General features: G+C 71.5%; 12 protein-coding genes. 7 read left to right on the forward strand and 5 right to left on the reverse strand.

The genetic code is table 11. The features are described from left to right. Positions 1–84: 84 nt before the first annotated feature. The 3 genes from ACFPIH_RS21580 to ACFPIH_RS21590 all read left to right on the forward strand — a co-directional run bounded on the left by ACFPIH_RS21580 (position 85) and on the right by ACFPIH_RS21590 (position 3,136). Positions 85–891: a lysophospholipid acyltransferase family protein gene (locus ACFPIH_RS21580; protein ID WP_381174576.1), complete on the forward strand. Its 807-nt coding sequence runs from the start codon at positions 85–87 to the stop codon at positions 889–891. Continuing rightward, the gene (locus ACFPIH_RS21585) at positions 888–1,898 is read left to right on the forward strand and encodes an NAD(P)H-dependent glycerol-3-phosphate dehydrogenase (protein WP_381174578.1); all 1,011 of its coding nucleotides are present in this window, start codon (positions 888–890) and stop codon (positions 1,896–1,898) included. The genes ACFPIH_RS21580 and ACFPIH_RS21585 overlap by 4 nt, the downstream gene beginning before the upstream one ends. Before the next feature lie 80 nt (positions 1,899–1,978). Beyond that, positions 1,979–3,136, forward strand: a complete 1,158-nt coding sequence (locus tag ACFPIH_RS21590) for a D-alanine--D-alanine ligase family protein (RefSeq protein ID WP_381174580.1) — start codon at positions 1,979–1,981, stop codon at positions 3,134–3,136. Between the two features lie 3 nt (positions 3,137–3,139). Here ACFPIH_RS21590 and ACFPIH_RS21595 read toward each other — a convergent pair whose 3' ends face one another. After that, on the reverse strand, positions 3,140–3,622 hold the full coding sequence (locus tag ACFPIH_RS21595) for a DUF3515 domain-containing protein (protein ID WP_381174582.1): 483 nt from the start codon (positions 3,620–3,622) through the stop codon (positions 3,140–3,142). Positions 3,623–3,642: 20 nt separating this feature from the next. Next, complete coding sequence (locus ACFPIH_RS21600; RefSeq protein ID WP_381174584.1) at positions 3,643–3,876, reverse strand: Lrp/AsnC family transcriptional regulator; 234 nt, start codon at positions 3,874–3,876, stop codon at positions 3,643–3,645. A gap of 206 nt (positions 3,877–4,082) precedes the next feature. Between ACFPIH_RS21600 and ACFPIH_RS21605 the strand changes: the two genes are divergently transcribed. Beyond that, the gene (locus tag ACFPIH_RS21605; protein WP_381174586.1) at positions 4,083–5,048 is read left to right on the forward strand and encodes a thiamine-phosphate kinase; all 966 of its coding nucleotides are present in this window, start codon (positions 4,083–4,085) and stop codon (positions 5,046–5,048) included. Then, positions 5,045–5,833: a bifunctional hydroxymethylpyrimidine kinase/phosphomethylpyrimidine kinase gene (gene thiD, locus ACFPIH_RS21610; protein ID WP_381174588.1), complete on the forward strand. Its 789-nt coding sequence runs from the start codon at positions 5,045–5,047 to the stop codon at positions 5,831–5,833. The genes ACFPIH_RS21605 and thiD overlap by 4 nt, the downstream gene beginning before the upstream one ends. Positions 5,834–5,936: 103 nt before the next feature. On the opposite strand, the gene rpmB is transcribed toward thiD, so the two are convergent. Then, positions 5,937–6,122 carry a 50S ribosomal protein L28 gene (gene rpmB / locus ACFPIH_RS21615; RefSeq protein ID WP_003993230.1) on the reverse strand — a complete coding sequence of 62 codons (186 nt, stop codon included), beginning with the start codon at positions 6,120–6,122 and terminating at the stop codon, positions 5,937–5,939. A gap of 207 nt (positions 6,123–6,329) precedes the next feature. Here rpmB and ACFPIH_RS21620 point away from each other — a divergent pair, with 207 nt between their 5' ends. Continuing rightward, positions 6,330–8,024, forward strand: coding sequence for a DAK2 domain-containing protein (locus ACFPIH_RS21620; protein ID WP_381174590.1), 1,695 nt, complete (start codon positions 6,330–6,332; stop codon positions 8,022–8,024). A 100-nt stretch (positions 8,025–8,124) separates the two neighbouring features. Here the strand turns inward: ACFPIH_RS21620 and ACFPIH_RS21625 are convergent, their stop codons facing one another. Continuing rightward, complete coding sequence (locus tag ACFPIH_RS21625) at positions 8,125–11,121, reverse strand: tetratricopeptide repeat protein (RefSeq protein WP_381174592.1); 2,997 nt, start codon at positions 11,119–11,121, stop codon at positions 8,125–8,127. Beyond that, the gene (locus ACFPIH_RS21630; protein WP_381174594.1) at positions 11,121–12,992 is read right to left on the reverse strand and encodes an HSP90 family protein; all 1,872 of its coding nucleotides are present in this window, start codon (positions 12,990–12,992) and stop codon (positions 11,121–11,123) included. The genes ACFPIH_RS21625 and ACFPIH_RS21630 overlap by 1 nt, the downstream gene beginning before the upstream one ends. Positions 12,993–13,159: 167 nt before the next feature. On the opposite strand from ACFPIH_RS21630, the gene ACFPIH_RS21635 reads away from it, so the two are divergent. After that, positions 13,160–16,405 carry a helicase-related protein gene (locus tag ACFPIH_RS21635; RefSeq protein WP_381174596.1) on the forward strand — a complete coding sequence of 1,082 codons (3,246 nt, stop codon included), beginning with the start codon at positions 13,160–13,162 and terminating at the stop codon, positions 16,403–16,405. The last annotated feature ends 44 nt before the right edge of the window (positions 16,406–16,449 follow it).

A 16,449-nucleotide genomic window follows, 5' to 3' on the forward strand; every position in this document is an offset into this window, starting at 1 on the left:
TCTCGACAGACCGGCGGCCCGGGGCGACACTTGTCCGGCCCCAGGCACAGGGAAGCCGGGGAAGTCCTAGAGGAAGGTGTCCGCGTGCCCCGCCGCAGAATCGGCTTCTGGTACCGCTTCGCAGCGGTCCTCTGCAAACCCTGGCTGGTGGTTCTGGTCAAGCGGGACTGGCGCGGAATGGCGCACATTCCGGCCGACGGTGGATTCATCACCGCGGTGAACCACAATTCCCACGTCGACCCCTTCACCTACGGGCACTACCAGTACAACACCGGGCGAGTGCCGCGATTCCTCGCGAAGAGCGCGCTGTTCAAGAAGGGGTTCGTCGGGGCCGCGATGCGCGGCACCGGACAGATCCCCGTCTACCGCGAGTCCACGGACGCGCTGAGCGCGTTCCGCGCCGCGGTGGACGCCGTGGAGCGCGGTGAGTGCGTCGTGTTCTACCCCGAGGGCACCATCACCCGCGACCCCCACGGCTGGCCCATGACGGCCAAGACCGGTGCCGCGCGCGTCGCCCTGGAGACCAGGTGCCCGGTGATCCCCGTCGCCCAGTGGGGCGCCAACGAACTGCTGCCGCCATACAGCAAGAAGCTGAACGTCCTGCCGCGCAAGACCCACCACGTGCTCGCGGGCCCGCCCGTGGACCTGACGCGCTTCTACGGCCAGGACATGACCGCGGAGGTGCTGAAGGAGGCGACCGAGGTGATCATGGCCGAGGTGACCCGCCTGCTGGAGGAGATCCGCGGCGAGAAGGCGCCCGACACGCCCTACGACCCGCGCCGCGAGCGGATCGAGCAGCGGCGCCGGACCGAGGCGCAGCACAGCCATCACGAGGAGCACAGCGGTCGGCCCGAGGCGCGGGCCGCCCACGAGGGGGAGAGCAGCAAGTGAGCAAGCCCGTCAAGGCGGCCGTCTTCGGCACAGGATCCTGGGGTACCGCCTTCGGCACGGTCCTCGCCGACGCGGGCTGCGAGGTGACGCTCTGGGCGCGCCGCGCCGGTCTCGCCGACGCGGTCAACTCCACCCGGACCAACCCCGACTACCTCCCCGGCGTCGAACTCCCCGAGAACCTCCGCGCCACCGCCGACCCCGCCGAGGCCGCCCGCGACGCCGACTTCACGGTCCTCGCGATCCCCTCCCAGACGCTGCGGGCCAACCTCGCCGAGTGGACCCCGCTGCTCGCCAGGGACACCGTCCTGGTCTCGCTGATGAAGGGCGTCGAACTCGGTACGACCATGCGGATGACCGAGGTGATCGAGGACGTCGCCAAGGTCGGCCCGAGCCGGGTCGCCGTGGTCACCGGACCCAACCTGGCCCGTGAGATCGCCGCCCGGATGCCGGCCGCGGCCGTGGTCGCCTGCACCGACGAGGCCGTCGCGCAGCAACTCCAGACCGCCTGCCACACGCCGTACTTCCGCCCGTACACCAACACCGACGTGGTGGGCTGCGAACTCGGCGGCGCCGTGAAGAACGTCATCGGACTGGCCGTCGGCATCGCGGACGGCATGGGCCTCGGGGACAACGCCAAGGGCTCGCTCATCACGCGCGGGCTCGCCGAGACCACCCGGCTGGGTCTGGCGATGGGCGCCGACCCGCTGACCTTCGCCGGACTCGCGGGCCTGGGCGACCTGGTGGCGACCTGCTCCTCGCCGCTCTCCCGCAACCACACCTTCGGCACCAACCTCGGCCGGGGCATGACCCTGCAGGAGACCATCGCGGTCACCCGGCAGACCGCCGAGGGCGTCAAGTCCTGCGAGTCCGTGGCGGATCTGGCCCGCCGGCACGGCGTCGACATGCCCATCACCGAGACGGTCGTGGACATCGTCCACGAGGGCAAGCCGCCGGTGGTCGCGCTCAAGGAGCTGATGTCGCGCAGCGCGAAGCCCGAACGACGCTGAGCGACACTGAACGACACCGCGTGAAACCGGCGGTTTCCACGCTGTCTCGGGGCCCTACCACCGGGTACTCTCATGCCGATATGAGCACCGAGAACCTCCCCCAGAGCCCCGAGCAGCCGTCTCGCAAACCGCGTGTGGCCGTCGTGTCCGGCGGACGCAGCTCCGAACACGGGATCTCCGTGGTCACCGCCGGCGCCGTTCTGAAGGCCATCGACCGGACCAAGTACGAGGTCCTGCCGATCGGTATCACCCGGGACGGACGCTGGGCCCTCATCGCCGACGAACCCGACCGCATGGCGATCACCGACCGCCGTACGCCGGAGATCGAGGAACTCACCGACTCCCAGGAGGGCGGCGTGGTGCTCCCCGTCGACCCCGGGAACCGCGAAGTCGTCTACAGCGAGCCCGGATCGGTGCCCAAGGCGCTCGGCGAGGTCGACGTCGTCTTCCCCGTCCTGCACGGCCCCTACGGCGAGGACGGCACCCTGCAGGGTCTCCTGGAGCTCTCCGGTGTCCCGTATGTCGGTTCGGGTGTCCTCGCCTCGGCCGTCGGCCAGGACAAGGAGTACATGAAGCGGGTGTTCACCTCCTTCGGGCTCAAGGTCGGCCCGTACGTGGTGATCCGCCCGCGCGAGTGGGAGCGCGACGAGTCCGCGGCCCGCAAGAAGATCGTCGACTTCGCCGGTGAGCACGGCTGGCCGCTCTTCGTGAAGCCCGCGCGCGCGGGTTCGTCGATCGGCATCACCAAGGTCGACGACCTGTCCGGCCTGGACGAGGCGATCGCCGAGGCCCAGCGCCACGACCCGAAGATCCTCGTCGAGGCGGCGCTGCGGGGCCGGGAGATCGAGTGCGGGGTGCTGGAGTTCGAGGACGGTCCGCGGGCCTCCGTACCCGCCGAGATCCCGCCTCCGGACGCGCACGCGTACTACGACTTCGAGGCGAAGTACATCGACTCGACCCCGGGGATCGTCCCAGCCCCGCTGACCCCGGAGGAGACGGCCGAGGTCCGGAAGCTGGCCGTGGACGCCTTCGACGCCGCCTCCTGCGAGGGCCTGGTCCGCGCGGACTTCTTCCTCACCGAGGACGGCGAGTTCGTCATCAACGAGATCAACACGATGCCGGGCTTCACGCCGATCTCGATGTACCCGAAGATGTGGGAGGCGACCGGCATCGGCTATCCCGAGCTGGTGGACCGGCTCATCCAGGCGGCCCTGCGTCGCTCGACGGGCCTCAGGTAGTCCTCAGTCGGCGATCCCTTCGGGGATCGCCTTCTTGATCGCCGGCCCGAGGTCGACGAGGGGCGCCGCGCCGTTGCCCGCGCGGGCCTCGGGGATCGTCACCTCGACGTACACCGTGCGCACGGTCGTAGTGCAGCGGTACGAACCGTCTCCTTGCTTCTCCATCAGCCACCCCACGCCGTTCACCTCGCCCCCGTCGGCGTTTTCGTCGCTCATCTTCTCGGGCCGTTCGACACCGCAGCGCAGTATGATCGCCGGGTCCCCCCAGCCCGCGGTCAGCGCCGAGGCGGGCTCGGGATCCCGGCGGCCCTGGCCGTCCACCTTCGACGGCAGCGCCTTGTCCAGGTTCTCGCAAAGCCGCGCGGCCTTCGCCGCGGGGCTGGGAACCGCCGCAGACGCGCTGTCGTCTGCCGATGAGCAACCCACGGCGGCACAGAGCAGAACGAGGGCGGGCAGACCACTGAGCCGGTGACGGAAAAGGTTCACCGGCCAAGGGTAGACGGGGGCTACAGATGCACGACCGGGCAGGTCAGGGTACGGGTGATCCCGTCCACCTGCTGGACCTTGGCGACCACCATTCTGCCGAGGCCGTCGACCGTGTCGGCCTGTGCCCGCACGATCACGTCGTACGGACCCGTGACGTCCTCGGCCTGGACCACGCCAGGAATCTTGCTGATCTCCTCCGCGACGGTCGACGCTTTGCCGACCTCCGTCTGGATCAGGATGTACGCCTGTACCACGGAACCTCCAGGGCGGCCACGAGGATCATGTGGGGAAAAGGAACGCCACGGTATCGCGTCGCCGCGCGCCACGGGGAGACCCGTGAGGAGCGCGGCTCCCGTGCCGGGGTGCAGGCACGACAGAAGCTGACGGTCACATCGACCGTATCGAGGACACTGGTCCTGCGCGACCGGGCACGGGCAGGGAGAGAAGGGGCGAAAGGCCGATGAAGGGCACTGTCGGTGAGCTGGGGGAGTTCGGGCTCATCAGGGAGCTCACCTCCCGTCTCACCACCACCTCGGCGGTGCGGGTCGGCCCCGGCGACGACGCCGCGGTGGTCGCCGCGCCCGACCGCCGGGTCGTGGCCAGCACCGACATCCTGCTGGAGGGCCGGCACTTCCGCCGCGACTGGTCCACCGCCTACGACGTCGGCCGCAAGGCAGCCGCCCAGAACCTGGCCGACATCGCCGCGATGGGCGCGGTGCCCACCGCCCTGCTGCTCGGCCTCGTCGTGCCCCCCGAACTGCCGGTGACCTGGGCGAGCGAGCTGATGGACGGCCTGCGCGACGAGTGTCAGGTGGCCGGCGCGTCCGTGGTCGGCGGTGACGTCGTACGCGGCGACACCATCATGGTGTCGATCACCGCGCTCGGCGATCTGCGCAACCAGGAGCCGGTCACCCGGGCGGGCGCCCAGCCCGGCGACCTCGTCGCGGTGACCGGCTGGCTGGGCTGGTCCGCCGCCGGGTACGCGGTCCTCTCCCGCGGCTTCCGCTCGCCCCGCGCCTTCGTCGAGGCCCACCGCCGGCCCGAACCGCCGTACCACGCGGGCCCGGCCGCGGCGACGCTCGGCGCGACCGCGATGTGCGACGTCAGCGACGGGCTCATCGCCGACCTCGGACACATCGCCGAGGCCAGCAAGGTCCGTATCGACATCCGCTCCGGCGCCATCGACATCCCGACCCAGATGAACGACATCGGACAGGCCGTCGGCGTCGACCCCATCCAGTGGGTGCTGACCGGGGGAGAGGACCACGCGATCGTGGCGACCTTCCCGCCGGACGTGAAGCTGCCCGCCCGCTGGAAGGTGATCGGCGAGGTCCTCAACCCGTCCGCGCTGCCCCAGGTGACGGTCGACGGGGCGCCCTGGACCCGGCAGGGCGGCTGGGACCACTTCGGGGACATAGAGCAGTGAGGCCCCGCGTTCTGACGGTGGCGGGCTCGGACTCCGGCGGCGGCGCGGGCATCCAGGCCGACCTGAAGACGATGCTGGCGCTCGGCGTGCACGGCATGAGCGTCGTCACGGCGGTCACCGCGCAGAACTCCCGCGGTGTGCAGGGCGCCTGGGAACTCCCGGTGGAGGCGGTGCGGGCCCAGTACCGCAGCGTCGTCGACGACATCGGCGTACAGGCCGTGAAGACCGGCATGCTGGCCTCGGCCGAACTCGTCGAGGCCGTCGCCGAGTTGCTCGCGGACACGGACGCGCCGGCCGTCGTCGACCCGGTCGGCGTCTCCAAGCACGGGGATGCGCTGCTGGCCGCCTCCGCGCTGGACTCCGTGCGCTCCCGGCTGCTCCCGGTCGCGACCGTCGCCACCCCGAACCTCGACGAGGTCGCCCAACTCACCGGCGTACACGTCGAGTCGGAGGAGGGGCTGCGGGAGGCCGCGGCGGCCGTGCTGGTGTACGGCCCCCGGTGGGTGCTGATCAAGGGCGGCCATCTTCCCGGCGACGCCGTGGACTTGCTGACGGACGGCACCGAGGAACACTGGCTGCGCGCGCCGCGCCACGACAACCGGCATACGCATGGGACGGGGTGCACGCTGGCTTCCGCGATCGCTTCACGGCTCGCTGCGGGGGACTCCGTGCCGGATGCGGTGCGGGTCGCGAAGGCGTATGTCACGGGGGCCGTCGCGGCCGGATTCGCGCTCGGCGGGGGGATCGGGCCGGTGGATCATGGGTGGGAACTCGGGCGCGGGTGACAGGCGCCGGTGACAGACGTGGGTGACAGCAAAAAGCCGGTCTACCGTGAGGTGGACCGGCTTGATGCAGCGAACCAGCAGTGGCCGCGCGCTTGGCTGTGCGTCAGCGCGAGACCTTGCCGGCCTTGATGCACGAGGTGCAGGCGTTCACGCGCTTCGGCGTCCCACCGACCACGGTACGCACACGCTGGATGTTGGGGTTCCAGCGACGGGACGTACGGCGGTGCGAGTGCGAGATGTTGTTGCCGAAGCCCGGCCCCTTGCCGCAGACGTCGCAGTTGGCAGCCACGGGTCACTCCAAAGACTTCAGATGCACTTACGGTTGATCCCGGCATGCCGGGATCGAGATCGCAGGATCAGAGATCTGAGTGGCGTTGCCAGGGAGAGCCCGATTCGGATCGGGCAACCGGAGAAGCATACAACGACTGCTCCGGTAGAACGAAACTACCATGGCTGCTCTACGCTGCGTGCAGTCCAGCAGCTCAGGGAGGCGCAGGTGGCGCAGGTGCCGCAGACATTCTTCGATGCTCTCGCGGTGCGCACCTGGTGCGGCCTCGCGCTCACCGCGCTGGGCCGCGCGCGCGAGGAGATCGACGCGATCAATGTGTACCCCGTCGCGGACGGGGACACCGGCACCAATCTGTACCTGACCGTCGAGTCCGCCTCGACGGCCGTGGAGGCGGTGTTCGCCGGCTACGAGGCCGGTTCCTCCGCCGGGGGTCCCTCCCTCGCCGACGCCGCGCGCGCGATGGCGCACGGCGCGCTCATAGGCGCGCGCGGGAACTCCGGGACGATCCTGGCGCAGCTGCTGCGCGGCATGGCCCAGGTGCTGGCCGCCGGGAGTGATGTCTCCCATGTCGACGCGCAGGGGCTGCGGCTGGCGCTGCGGCGTGCGGCCGACTCCGCCCGCCATGCCGTCGCCCACCCGGTCGAGGGGACCGTTCTGTCCGTCGCCGAGGCCGCCGCCGACGCGGCCGAGGGGACCGGGGGGGACTGCGGGACGGTCGCCCGCGCGGCCTACCGGGGGGCGTGCACGGCACTCGCCGCGACTCCGGGGCAGCTGTCCGTCCTGGAGCGCGCCGGAGTGGTGGACGCGGGCGGGCGCGGACTGGTCGCGGTACTGGCGGCGCTGGTGGAGACGTTCACGGGGGAGACGCCTTCGCCTGCCCCGGCCGCTGCTTCCGAGGCTTCCGGGGGGCGTGGTGATCGGTCTCGCGGCGGCCTGGGTGTCGTCGAGGACTGCGGTGAGGGGGCTGAGGGGGGCGATGGGCCCGGTTTCGAGGTGATCTATCTGTTGGAGGCCGAGGACGCGGCCGTCGACCGGCTGCGGGGGCGTCTCGACGGCCTCGGGGACTCGCTCGTCGTGGTCGGCGGCGACGGCCTGTGGAACGTCCATGTGCACGTGGACGACGCGGGCGCCGCCGTGGAGGCGGGCGTCGAGGCCGGGCGGCCGTACCGGATCCGTATCACCCACTTCGGCGCCGGTGACGCGCACACGCGTGGGGGCGAACGCCCGGTCCGCGAACGCGCCCAGCGGGCGGTCGTCGCCGTGGTCCCCGGCGAGGGCCTGGCCGGGCTGTACACCGAGGCCGGCGCGACCACGGTCCTCGCGCGCCCCGGGGAGCCGCCCGCCAGCGGGGAGCTCGTCGAGGCCGTACGCCGGGCCCACGCGCGTGAGGTCGTGCTGCTGCCCAACGACGCCGACCTGCGCCACACCGCCGCCGCAGCCGCCGAACAGGCCCGCGTGGAGGGCATCCGGGTCGCCCTGATCCCGACCCGCTCGGCCGTCCAGGGCATCGCCGCGCTCGCCGTGCACGAGCCCGACCGCCGCTTCGACGAGGACGTCGTCTCCATGACCTCGGCGGCCGGCGCCACCCGCTACGCCGAGGTCGCCGTCGCCGAGCGGCAGTCGTGGACCATGGCCGGCATCTGCCAGACAGGCGACGTCCTCGGGCTCGTCGACGGCGACGTGGCCGTCATCGGCGCCGACGTCACCGCCACCGCCGCGGCCGTCCTGGACCGCATGCTGTCGGCGGGCGGCGAACTCGTCACCCTCGTGCTCGGCGACGAAGCCCCCGAAGGGATCGCCGAGCACCTGGAGGGACGGGTGCGGGAGGCCTACCTGGCCGTCGACACGGTGGTGTACCGGGGTGGACGGCAGGGAGCGCTGCTGCTGATCGGCGTGGAGTGAGGAGTGGTGTGAGGAGTGGTGTGAGGAGTGGTGTGAGGAGTGGTGTGAGGAGTGGTGTGAGGCGTGATGTGAAGTGTGACGTGAGGCGTGGGGTGATTGTTCAACGATCCTCCTGTTCCAGCGCCACCTGGAGCAACTGCTCCGCCTCCGCCCGCCGTGCCCGCACGGTCCCTGCTTCCTCGCCGTCGTCGCCCCCGTCCTCGGTCTCGCTCTCCCACTCGTCCTCGGGCGTCGTATAGGCCCGCAGCACCGCACGCGCGCGTGCCGCCGCGGCCTCCGGCCGGCCCAGGTCGCTCTCCAGCCACCCGGCCGCCAGCTCGGCGCCGGTGCGGGCGTGCACGGCGTCGCCGTCCAGGGCGCAGAACACCGCCACCGCCTCCGCCATCTGGGACAGCGCCCCCTCCAGGGCGTCCCGGATCGAGTCGTCGTCGGCGTCCTCGGCCGCCGAGCGCGCCAGCAGGTCCCCGAACTGGCGGTGGGTGTGGCCGAGCTCCGCGACCAGCCGCAGCCGTTCCTCCTCGTCGTCCGTCACCCCCAGCGCGTCGGCGCACTCCTCCACGGCGCTCGTCATCAGAGCGTGGGCCGCCCCCGTGCCGTTGTCGGCGCGCAGTGCCAGCCACGCGCGGGCGCGCAGGGAGCGCACCAGGCCGTGCACATTGCCGAGCCCGCGCCACAGGTCGCCCGCGCGCTCGTAGGCCCGGTCCGCCTCGTCGTGCAGCCCCGCCTGGCCGAGGGACTCGGCGGCCAGATGGGCGAGCGTCGCGTGGTCGTGCTGCTCGGGCCAGTGCCGGGCGATCTCGGCGGCCCGCAGCCGCCGCTCGGCGGCGTCCCGGTGCTCCCCGAGTTCGCTCAGACAGTCGCCCAGCCACCACTGGGTCTGGACGACCGCCCCGTCGCCGTGCGTCTCGGCGCTCAGGTCGGCCAGCGCCGACTCCAGCACCTCGGCGGCCTCGGCCCACCGGCCCTGCCGGACCAGGTACCCGCCCAGCTGGTGCCGCGCCCACGCGCCGAACGTCGGGCTCTCGCCCGCCTCGTCGGCCCAGTGCGCCGCCTCCAGGGCGTGTTCCGCGGCCTCCTCCGCCTCGCCCCGGCCCCCGACGACCTCGGCGAGCTGGAGGTGCAGCTGCGCCCGTCCGGCCGGCTCCAGGTACGGTCCGCCGTGCTCCAGGGCGGCCCGCAGCGCCCGCTCGGCCTCCTCCATGTCGCCGAGATGGTGCGCGAGACCGGCAAGGCGGGCCTCGTACTCCACCGCGAACCACGGCAGCCCCGCCCCGGCGAAGTCCGCCGCCGCGCGCGCGTACAGCTCGGCGCCCGCCTCGGCGTTCCCCGAGTGCGTCGCGAGCTCCCCGAGCATCGCGTGCCCCTCGGCGACCCGCGCGGTGAGCCGTACGTCGTCCCCGGTGCGGCCCCCGACCAGCGCCAGCAGCTCCCGGGCGGCGGCCTCCGCCTCCGCCAGAACCGTTTCCGCCAGCGGTCCGTCGGCCTCGTGCAGGCGCCGCATCAGGATCCGCGCCCGCGCCATCAGCACACCCGCCGCCTGCCGCACCTCGGTGCCGCCCTCGGCGTACAGGGCGAGGACGTCGTCGTACGGCCCGGCGACCGCAGCGAGCGCCTCCTCGACGTCCTCCCCGGCGAGCGCACGGACGTACGCCCCACGCGCGCGTGCCGCCAGGGCCTCCCCGGGGTCGCCCGCCGCGGCGTACAGCTCCGCCGCCCGCTCGAACGTTTCCGCACCCTGCGGGCCCAGCGCGATCGCCTCGTGGTCGGCGATCTCCGCGCGGTCGCGCAGGTCCAGCTCCACCCCGTCGGCCGACTCGGCGGCCCGCGCGACCGCCGTCCACGCCTCGACGGCGTCCGGCTGGAGGGTGTCCGACAGCCGCCGGGCCTCGGCGAGCAGTGTGCCCAGGTCGGAGGGGGCGGGCTCGGCGGCCTCCCGGGGTGCCGACGGCCGCGGCACCGGCACCGGCACCGCTGCGGGCGGCCGCACCGCCCGTACTCCCAGCGGCAGCCGCTCCACCAGGGGCCGCTGCGTCATCCGCGCGCGTGCCCGCTCGCTCACGTGCGGCGTGCCGTTGCGCTCGTCGAACCGGCCGGCCAGCGCGAGCGCCTCCGCACACGCGTGTGCCGCGAGTTCGTCCGCGGTCCACTCCCGCCCGGCCGGACCGGGCACCCGCTGCCCGCCGAGACCCCGCTCCGCCAGGCGCTCCATGACCAGCGCCACGACGCTCAGGAACTCCAGCTTGCTGCGCGGATGACCGTCGTCCGTGAAGTAGGCCGGCCGCTCCGCGAGCAGCTCCAGAGCGCGCGCCTCGTTGCCGGTCAGCGCGCAGAACTCGACATGGTCGGCGTACGCGCCCCGCATGCTCTCCATGGGCCGTACCAGCCGGAAGCCCCGCAGATGGTTGGCGCGCGCATCGTCCACCCGGTCGAGGCGCAGCAGCGGCACCAGGGACGACGCCAAGACCGTGTGCGGCTCGTGCGCGCACGCGTACTCGCCGTCCAGGACCGGCGCCCACAGCCGCAGCGCCTCCTCGTCCCGGCCCCGCTCCGCCTGCCACCAGCCCTGCCCGTGCAACTCGCACGCGTGGCAGTCGGCCATCGCGTCCCGGTCCGCGGCCAGCCAGGCGGTGAACGCCCGCTCGGCCCGCGCCACGTCCCCGACGTGCGTCGCCACACTGAACTCGGCGCTGCGCACCGCCCGCTCGGAGTGCCCGGCGAGCCGGTAGCGGTGCTCCATCTCGCCCAGCCACTTCTCCACCGACGCCAGCGGCACGTGCGGCTGGTCCAGCATGCCCGCCGACATCCACTTGAAGACCCAGTGCAGCGAGTGCGTCTCGTACTCGTCGAAGTCCTTGGGCCGTTCGTCCCACATGCGCAGCAGCCGCGCGAAGGGGACGAACATCTTCGCCTTCTCGGAGCTGTAGTTGTAGACCTTCAGCTGGTGCCCGAGCGCCTCGATCACCGCGAGCGGGACGTCCAGCTTCTCCGCCTCGGCCAGCAGGTGCTCCGCGCGCGCGTTGCGGGCCGGACCCTCCGGCTGCTCGCCGTTCTCGGCCATCGCCCGGCGCAGTGCGTCGAAGTCCGTGATCTCACTCATCAGTGGTCGTCCTCCCCGTGTGCGGCCTCCCCCTGTGCGGTATCACCGGGTGCGGCGTCACCGTGTGTGGCCCATTCCAGGAGACCGATGAACGCCCGGTTCAGCAGCGCCGAGTCGGCGGGCCGCAGCGGGCGCTGGGCCATCAGCAACGCCTGCCCGTACAGGGACTCCGCGGCGGTGCCGATCAGTTCCGGCTCGCGCAGGGAACTGATCCTGCGGATCAGCGGGTTGAGATGGTTCAGCACGAGACGCGCGCGTGGCGCGCTGCCGCGCAGCGAACCCAGGATGCCCGCCCACAGGTCGTCGGCCTGCGCCTCGGCCTCCGCGCGCGCCTGCTCGTGCCGTGCCGCCCGGTCGTCCAGGTGCAGGGCCGGCACGGACAGCGGATGGAAGGCACGCAGGACGACATCGCACCCCAGGGGGGCGAGTTTCGCCCGGGCGGCTGCCAGGAAGCCGGCCAGCGCCAGCTCCTCCGCCGGGTCCACGGAGTCCAGATGGGCGGTCACGGTGTCCGCGTCCAGCTCGGCGACCACCGTCCCCGGCCGCACCGAGGGCAGCGCCTCGATCAGCTCGCTGTCGTACGTGTAGCCGCCGTTGATCACTCCGACGCCCTGCGCGGACGCGATCGGCGCGACCTGCCGGTACTCCTCGACCGTCCTGGTGAAGTGCACCACCGGGTGCCGCTGCGCGAACTCCTCCAGCGACAGCCGACCGTCCGTCGTCTCGAACGGCAGCCACGGCAGCATCGTGCGCAGCATCTCCGTGTCGTGCCGCGCCAGCGACTTCACGCCCAGGTGGTGCACGGCGAGAAAGGCCGAGAGCCGCTCGGGATCACCGGCGGCGAGCCCGGTCAGCCACGACCGGATCCGTTCCCCCAGCGCCTCCCGTACGGCGGCCAGCGTCTCGTCCTCGTACAGGGACTCGCGCGAGGCCGTGGGCCGCAGACTGTCGGTGTCCAGGACGCAGCGCACGAAGAACGCCCAGTCCGGCAGCAGCTGTTCGGCCCGCTCGGTCAGCAGCATGCCCTTCAGGTGCACCCGGTGCGAGGCCCGCTGCGCCGGACTCACCGCCGCCGGCAGCACGTACGCCACCCCGCGGATCCCCGCCAGCGGCACGTCCAGCTCGATGGTGTCCAGGGGCGTGAACCCGAACTGCCGATGACAGTGCCGGGCCAGCGCCACCCGCCGGTTGGCGGGGGAGGGGTAGGGCCGGTCCCAGGGCGCGGGCAGATCGGTGACCGCCTCGTCGCCCACCCGGACGTCGTAGGGCAGCAGCGAACCGAAGTCCCGCGCCAGCTGGAGCACCCGCTCCTCGGCGAGCCACTCCCCGGACCCGGCCCGCGCCACCAGATGCACGGTGGTGCCCGGTTCGGGCCGCTCGTCGTGGGGCAGGGTCCGCACGGTGTACGAACCGTCGTCGCGCGCTGTCCACTCCACCGGCGGCTCACCCGGCGTACGGGAACTGCGACTGACCACCCGGATCCGTTCGGCGACCACGAAACAGGCCAGCAGCCCGATCCCGAACTGCCCGAGGAAGTCGGAGCGGGCCTCCTGCAGCCCCTCCGCCCGCTTCGAGCTGCGCCCGATGGTCGCCAGCAGGCTGTGCACGTCGGCCTCGGAGAGCCCGACGCCGGAGTCCTCCACCCGCAGCGTCCCGCCGGACGCGAACAGCCGTACGCGCGCCGGGGCGTCGGGCTCCTCGGCCCGCCGGGCGGTGATGGCGTCCACGGCGTTCTGCAGCAGCTCGCGCAGGTAGACCTTGGGACTGGAGTAGAGGTGATGGGACAGCAGGTCCACCAGACCACGCAGGTCGACCTGGAACGTATGAGGTGAGGGTGATGCCTGGGATGACTGTGAGGTCTGGGAGTCCATCGCTGCAGCGCCGCGATGTGGGGACGAACACGGCGCGGGGTCGGGCGGTCCCGGTGGGGCGGTGACCGCGGATGATGGCCGGAGGCGCGCCATCCTAGAGCCCGAACGAGCCGTCTGACCAGGTCTTTCAGGACACGTATACGGCAATGTCAGTGCCGTGGTGTGCAATGGATCTCGTGCCCGCACCGCAGAAACCGCTGAGTGAACCCCTGAAAGAAGTGCTCGGCCCCGCCACCGCGAAGGTGATGACCGAGCATCTAGGCCTGCACACGGTCGGCGACCTTTTGCACCACTATCCGCGCAGATACGAGGAGCGCGGCCAGCTCACGCACCTCGCCGACCTGCCGATGGACGAGCACGTCACGGTGGTCGCCATGGTCGCCGACGCCCGTCTGCACTCCTTCGCCTCCGCCAAGGCCCCCCGTGGCAAGGGACAACGGCTGGAAGTCACCATCACCGACGGCAGCGGCCGGCTCCAGCTCGTCTTCTTCGGCAACGGCGTGCACAAACCGCACAAGGACCTCCTGCCGGGCACCCGCGCGATGTTCTCGGGCAAGGTCTCCGTCTTCAACCGCCGCCTCCAACTGGCCCACCCGGCGTACGAACTCCTGCGCGCCGAAGGCGACAGCGCGGCGGAATCGGTGGAGAGCTGGGCGGGCGCCCTGATCCCGATCTACCCCGCCACCGCCAAGCTGGAGTCCTGGAAGATCGGCAAGGCCGTCCAGATCGCCCTGCCCAGCGCCCAGGAGGCCGTCGACCCCCTCCCGGACGGCCTGCGCGCGGGCCGTGGCCTGCTCCCGCTCCCCGAGGCCCTCGAGAAGATCCACCGCCCCCATACCAAGGCCGACATCGCCGCGGCCCGCGACCGCCTCAAGTGGGACGAGGCATTCGTCCTCCAGGTGGCCCTGGCCCGCCGCCGCCACGCCGACTCCCAGCTCCCCGCGGTCCCGCGCAGGCCCTCCCCCGACGGCCTCCTGACCGCCTTCGACGACCGCCTCCCCTTCACCCTCACGGAGGGCCAGCGGAAGGTCTCGAAGGAGATCTTCGACGACCTGGCCACGGACCACCCGATGCACCGGCTCCTGCAAGGAGAGGTGGGCTCCGGCAAGGCTCAGCCCCTCGACTCGCTGGTACTGACGCCCGTTGGTTTCCGGCAGATGGGATATCTACAGGTAGGGGACCATGTAATTGTACCCAATGGCGAGATCGCCCTGATTGATGGCGTGTATCCCCAGGGGACGCGCGATGTGTGGCGCGTTGTTCTCTCCGACGGAAGCTCTGTGGAGTGCGATGACGAGCATCTCTGGATCGTCGGTACGAGCTGCGGGTGGCACCGCGGACAGTTGCCCAAGGTGATGACGACTCGGGAAATCCGTCTCGACGCGTTCAAGGCGAACGGATCGTCGAAGTGGTACATCCCCCCAGCGACCCCGGTCGACCTCGGAGACGACTCGGAGTTGCCGCTTGATCCCTATCTGTTCGGTCTGCTGCTCGGGGACGGTTCGTTCCGCCACAACCTGCGCCTGTCCACCATTGACGAGGAGATTCGCGATGCTGCCGCAGGCGCAGTGGCGCCGGACTGTCGACTGGTTCCCGTGTCCGGGTCCTCCTGCGACTACACCATCCAGCTGACTCACCGCTCCGGAGGCGTACGCAATCCCGTCATTCAGACTCTGCGCAACCTGCGTCTGTGGGGCGAGACATCGCACAGCAAATTCATTCCCGAGGAGTTCAAGAACACCCCGATCAAGAACCGCCTTGCCCTCCTGCAGGGACTCCTGGACACTGACGGCACGATCCAGGCCAACGGGTTGAGTATTTCTCTCTGCTCGGCATCGTCGAGGCTGGCGGAGGATGCCGCATGGCTCGTGCGTTCACTCGGTGGAAGGGCGCGGGTTCTTCCGAAGAAGGCACACTTCGAAGTGTCGATTGCGCTGCCGGATGAATATGCTCCGTTCAGATTGTCCCGAAAGGCCGACAGGGTCCGCTCGAGGCCGAAATGCAACACGTTCCGGCGGGGGATTCGCAGCGTTGAGCATGTAGGGCGGAAACCTGTCCAATGCATTAGCGTCGCCCACCCGAGCCACGCTTATGTGACCGACAACTTCACGGTCACCCACAACACCATGGTGGCCCTCCGAGCCATGCTCGCCGTCGTCGACGCGGGCGGTCAGGCCGCGATGCTCGCGCCCACCGAGGTGCTCGCCCAGCAGCACCACCGGTCGATCACAGAAATGATGGGGGAGCTGGCGGAGGGCGGGATGCTCGGCGGTGCCGAGAAGGCCACCAAGGTGGTGCTCCTGACCGGCTCCATGGGCACCGCCGCGCGCCGCCAGGCGCTGCTCGACCTCGTCACCGGCGAGGCCGGGCTCGTGATCGGCACGCACGCGCTGATCGAGGACAAGGTCCAGTTCCACGACCTCGGCCTGGTCGTCGTCGACGAACAGCACCGCTTCGGCGTCGAACAGCGGGACGCCCTGCGCGGCAAAGGCAAACAGCCCCCGCATCTGCTGGTGATGACTGCCACCCCGATCCCGCGCACGGTCGCGATGACCGTCTTCGGTGACTTGGAGACGTCCGTCCTGGACCAGCTCCCCGCAGGGCGCTCACCCATCGCCAGTCATGTCGTCCCGGCCGCCGACAAGCCCCACTTCCTGGCGCGCGCGTGGGAGCGCGTGCGCGAGGAGGTCGGAAACGGCCATCAGGCGTACGTGGTCTGCCCGCGCATCGGGGATGAGGAGGACGACCCGAAGAAGGCCGGCAAGAAGAAGCCGTCACCCGAGGACGAGGCCGAGAAGCGCCCGCCGCTCGCCGTCGTGGAAGTGGCCGAGCAACTCACCCGGGGCCCTCTCCAGGGGCTGAAGGTCGAGATCCTGCACGGCCGTATGCACCCCGACGACAAGGACGCCGTGATGCGCCGCTTCGCCGCCGGCGAGACGGACGTCCTGGTGGCCACGACGGTCATCGAAGTCGGCGTCAACGTGCCCAACGCCACCGCCATGGTGATCATGGACGCCGACCGCTTCGGCGTCTCCCAGCTCCACCAGCTCCGCGGCCGCGTGGGCCGCGGCTCGGCCCCCGGCCTCTGCCTCCTGGTCACGGAGATGCCCGAGGCGAGCCCCGCGCGCCAGCGCCTCAAGGCGGTGGCCGACACCCTCGACGGCTTCGCACTCTCCCGCATCGACCTCGAACAACGCCGAGAGGGCGACGTCCTGGGCCAGGCCCAGTCGGGCGCGCGCACCTCGCTCCGCGTCCTGGCGGTGATAGAGGACGAGGAGGTCATCGCGGAGGCCAGGGAGGAAGCGGTGGCCGTGGTGGCGGCGGATCCGGAGCTCGAGCGGCTCCCCGGACTCCGCACAGCCCTGGACGCGCTCCTGGACGAGGAAAGGGAGCAGTACCTGGACAAGGGGTAAGAAGCGTGGGCCTACCCAATGTGCGGCTACCGCCGCGCGGGCGC

It is taken from the genome of Streptomyces vulcanius, assembly GCF_042653945.1.
Lineage (GTDB): Bacteria > Actinomycetota > Actinomycetes > Streptomycetales > Streptomycetaceae > Streptomyces > Streptomyces mangrovi.

Excerpts from the sequence above, each read along its gene's own strand:
- ACFPIH_RS21590 (WP_381174580.1), top strand. The coding sequence starts at position 1,979 with ATGAGCACCGAGAACCTCCCCCAGAGCCCCGAGCAGCCGTCTCGCAAA.
- ACFPIH_RS21605 (WP_381174586.1), top strand. The coding sequence starts at position 4,083 with ATGAAGGGCACTGTCGGTGAGCTGGGGGAGTTCGGGCTCATCAGGGAG.
- ACFPIH_RS21625 (WP_381174592.1), bottom strand. The coding sequence starts at position 11,121 with ATGAGTGAGATCACGGACTTCGACGCACTGCGCCGGGCGATGGCCGAG.
- ACFPIH_RS21630 (WP_381174594.1), bottom strand. The coding sequence starts at position 12,992 with ATGGACTCCCAGACCTCACAGTCATCCCAGGCATCACCCTCACCTCAT.
- ACFPIH_RS21635 (WP_381174596.1), top strand. The coding sequence starts at position 13,160 with ATGGATCTCGTGCCCGCACCGCAGAAACCGCTGAGTGAACCCCTGAAA.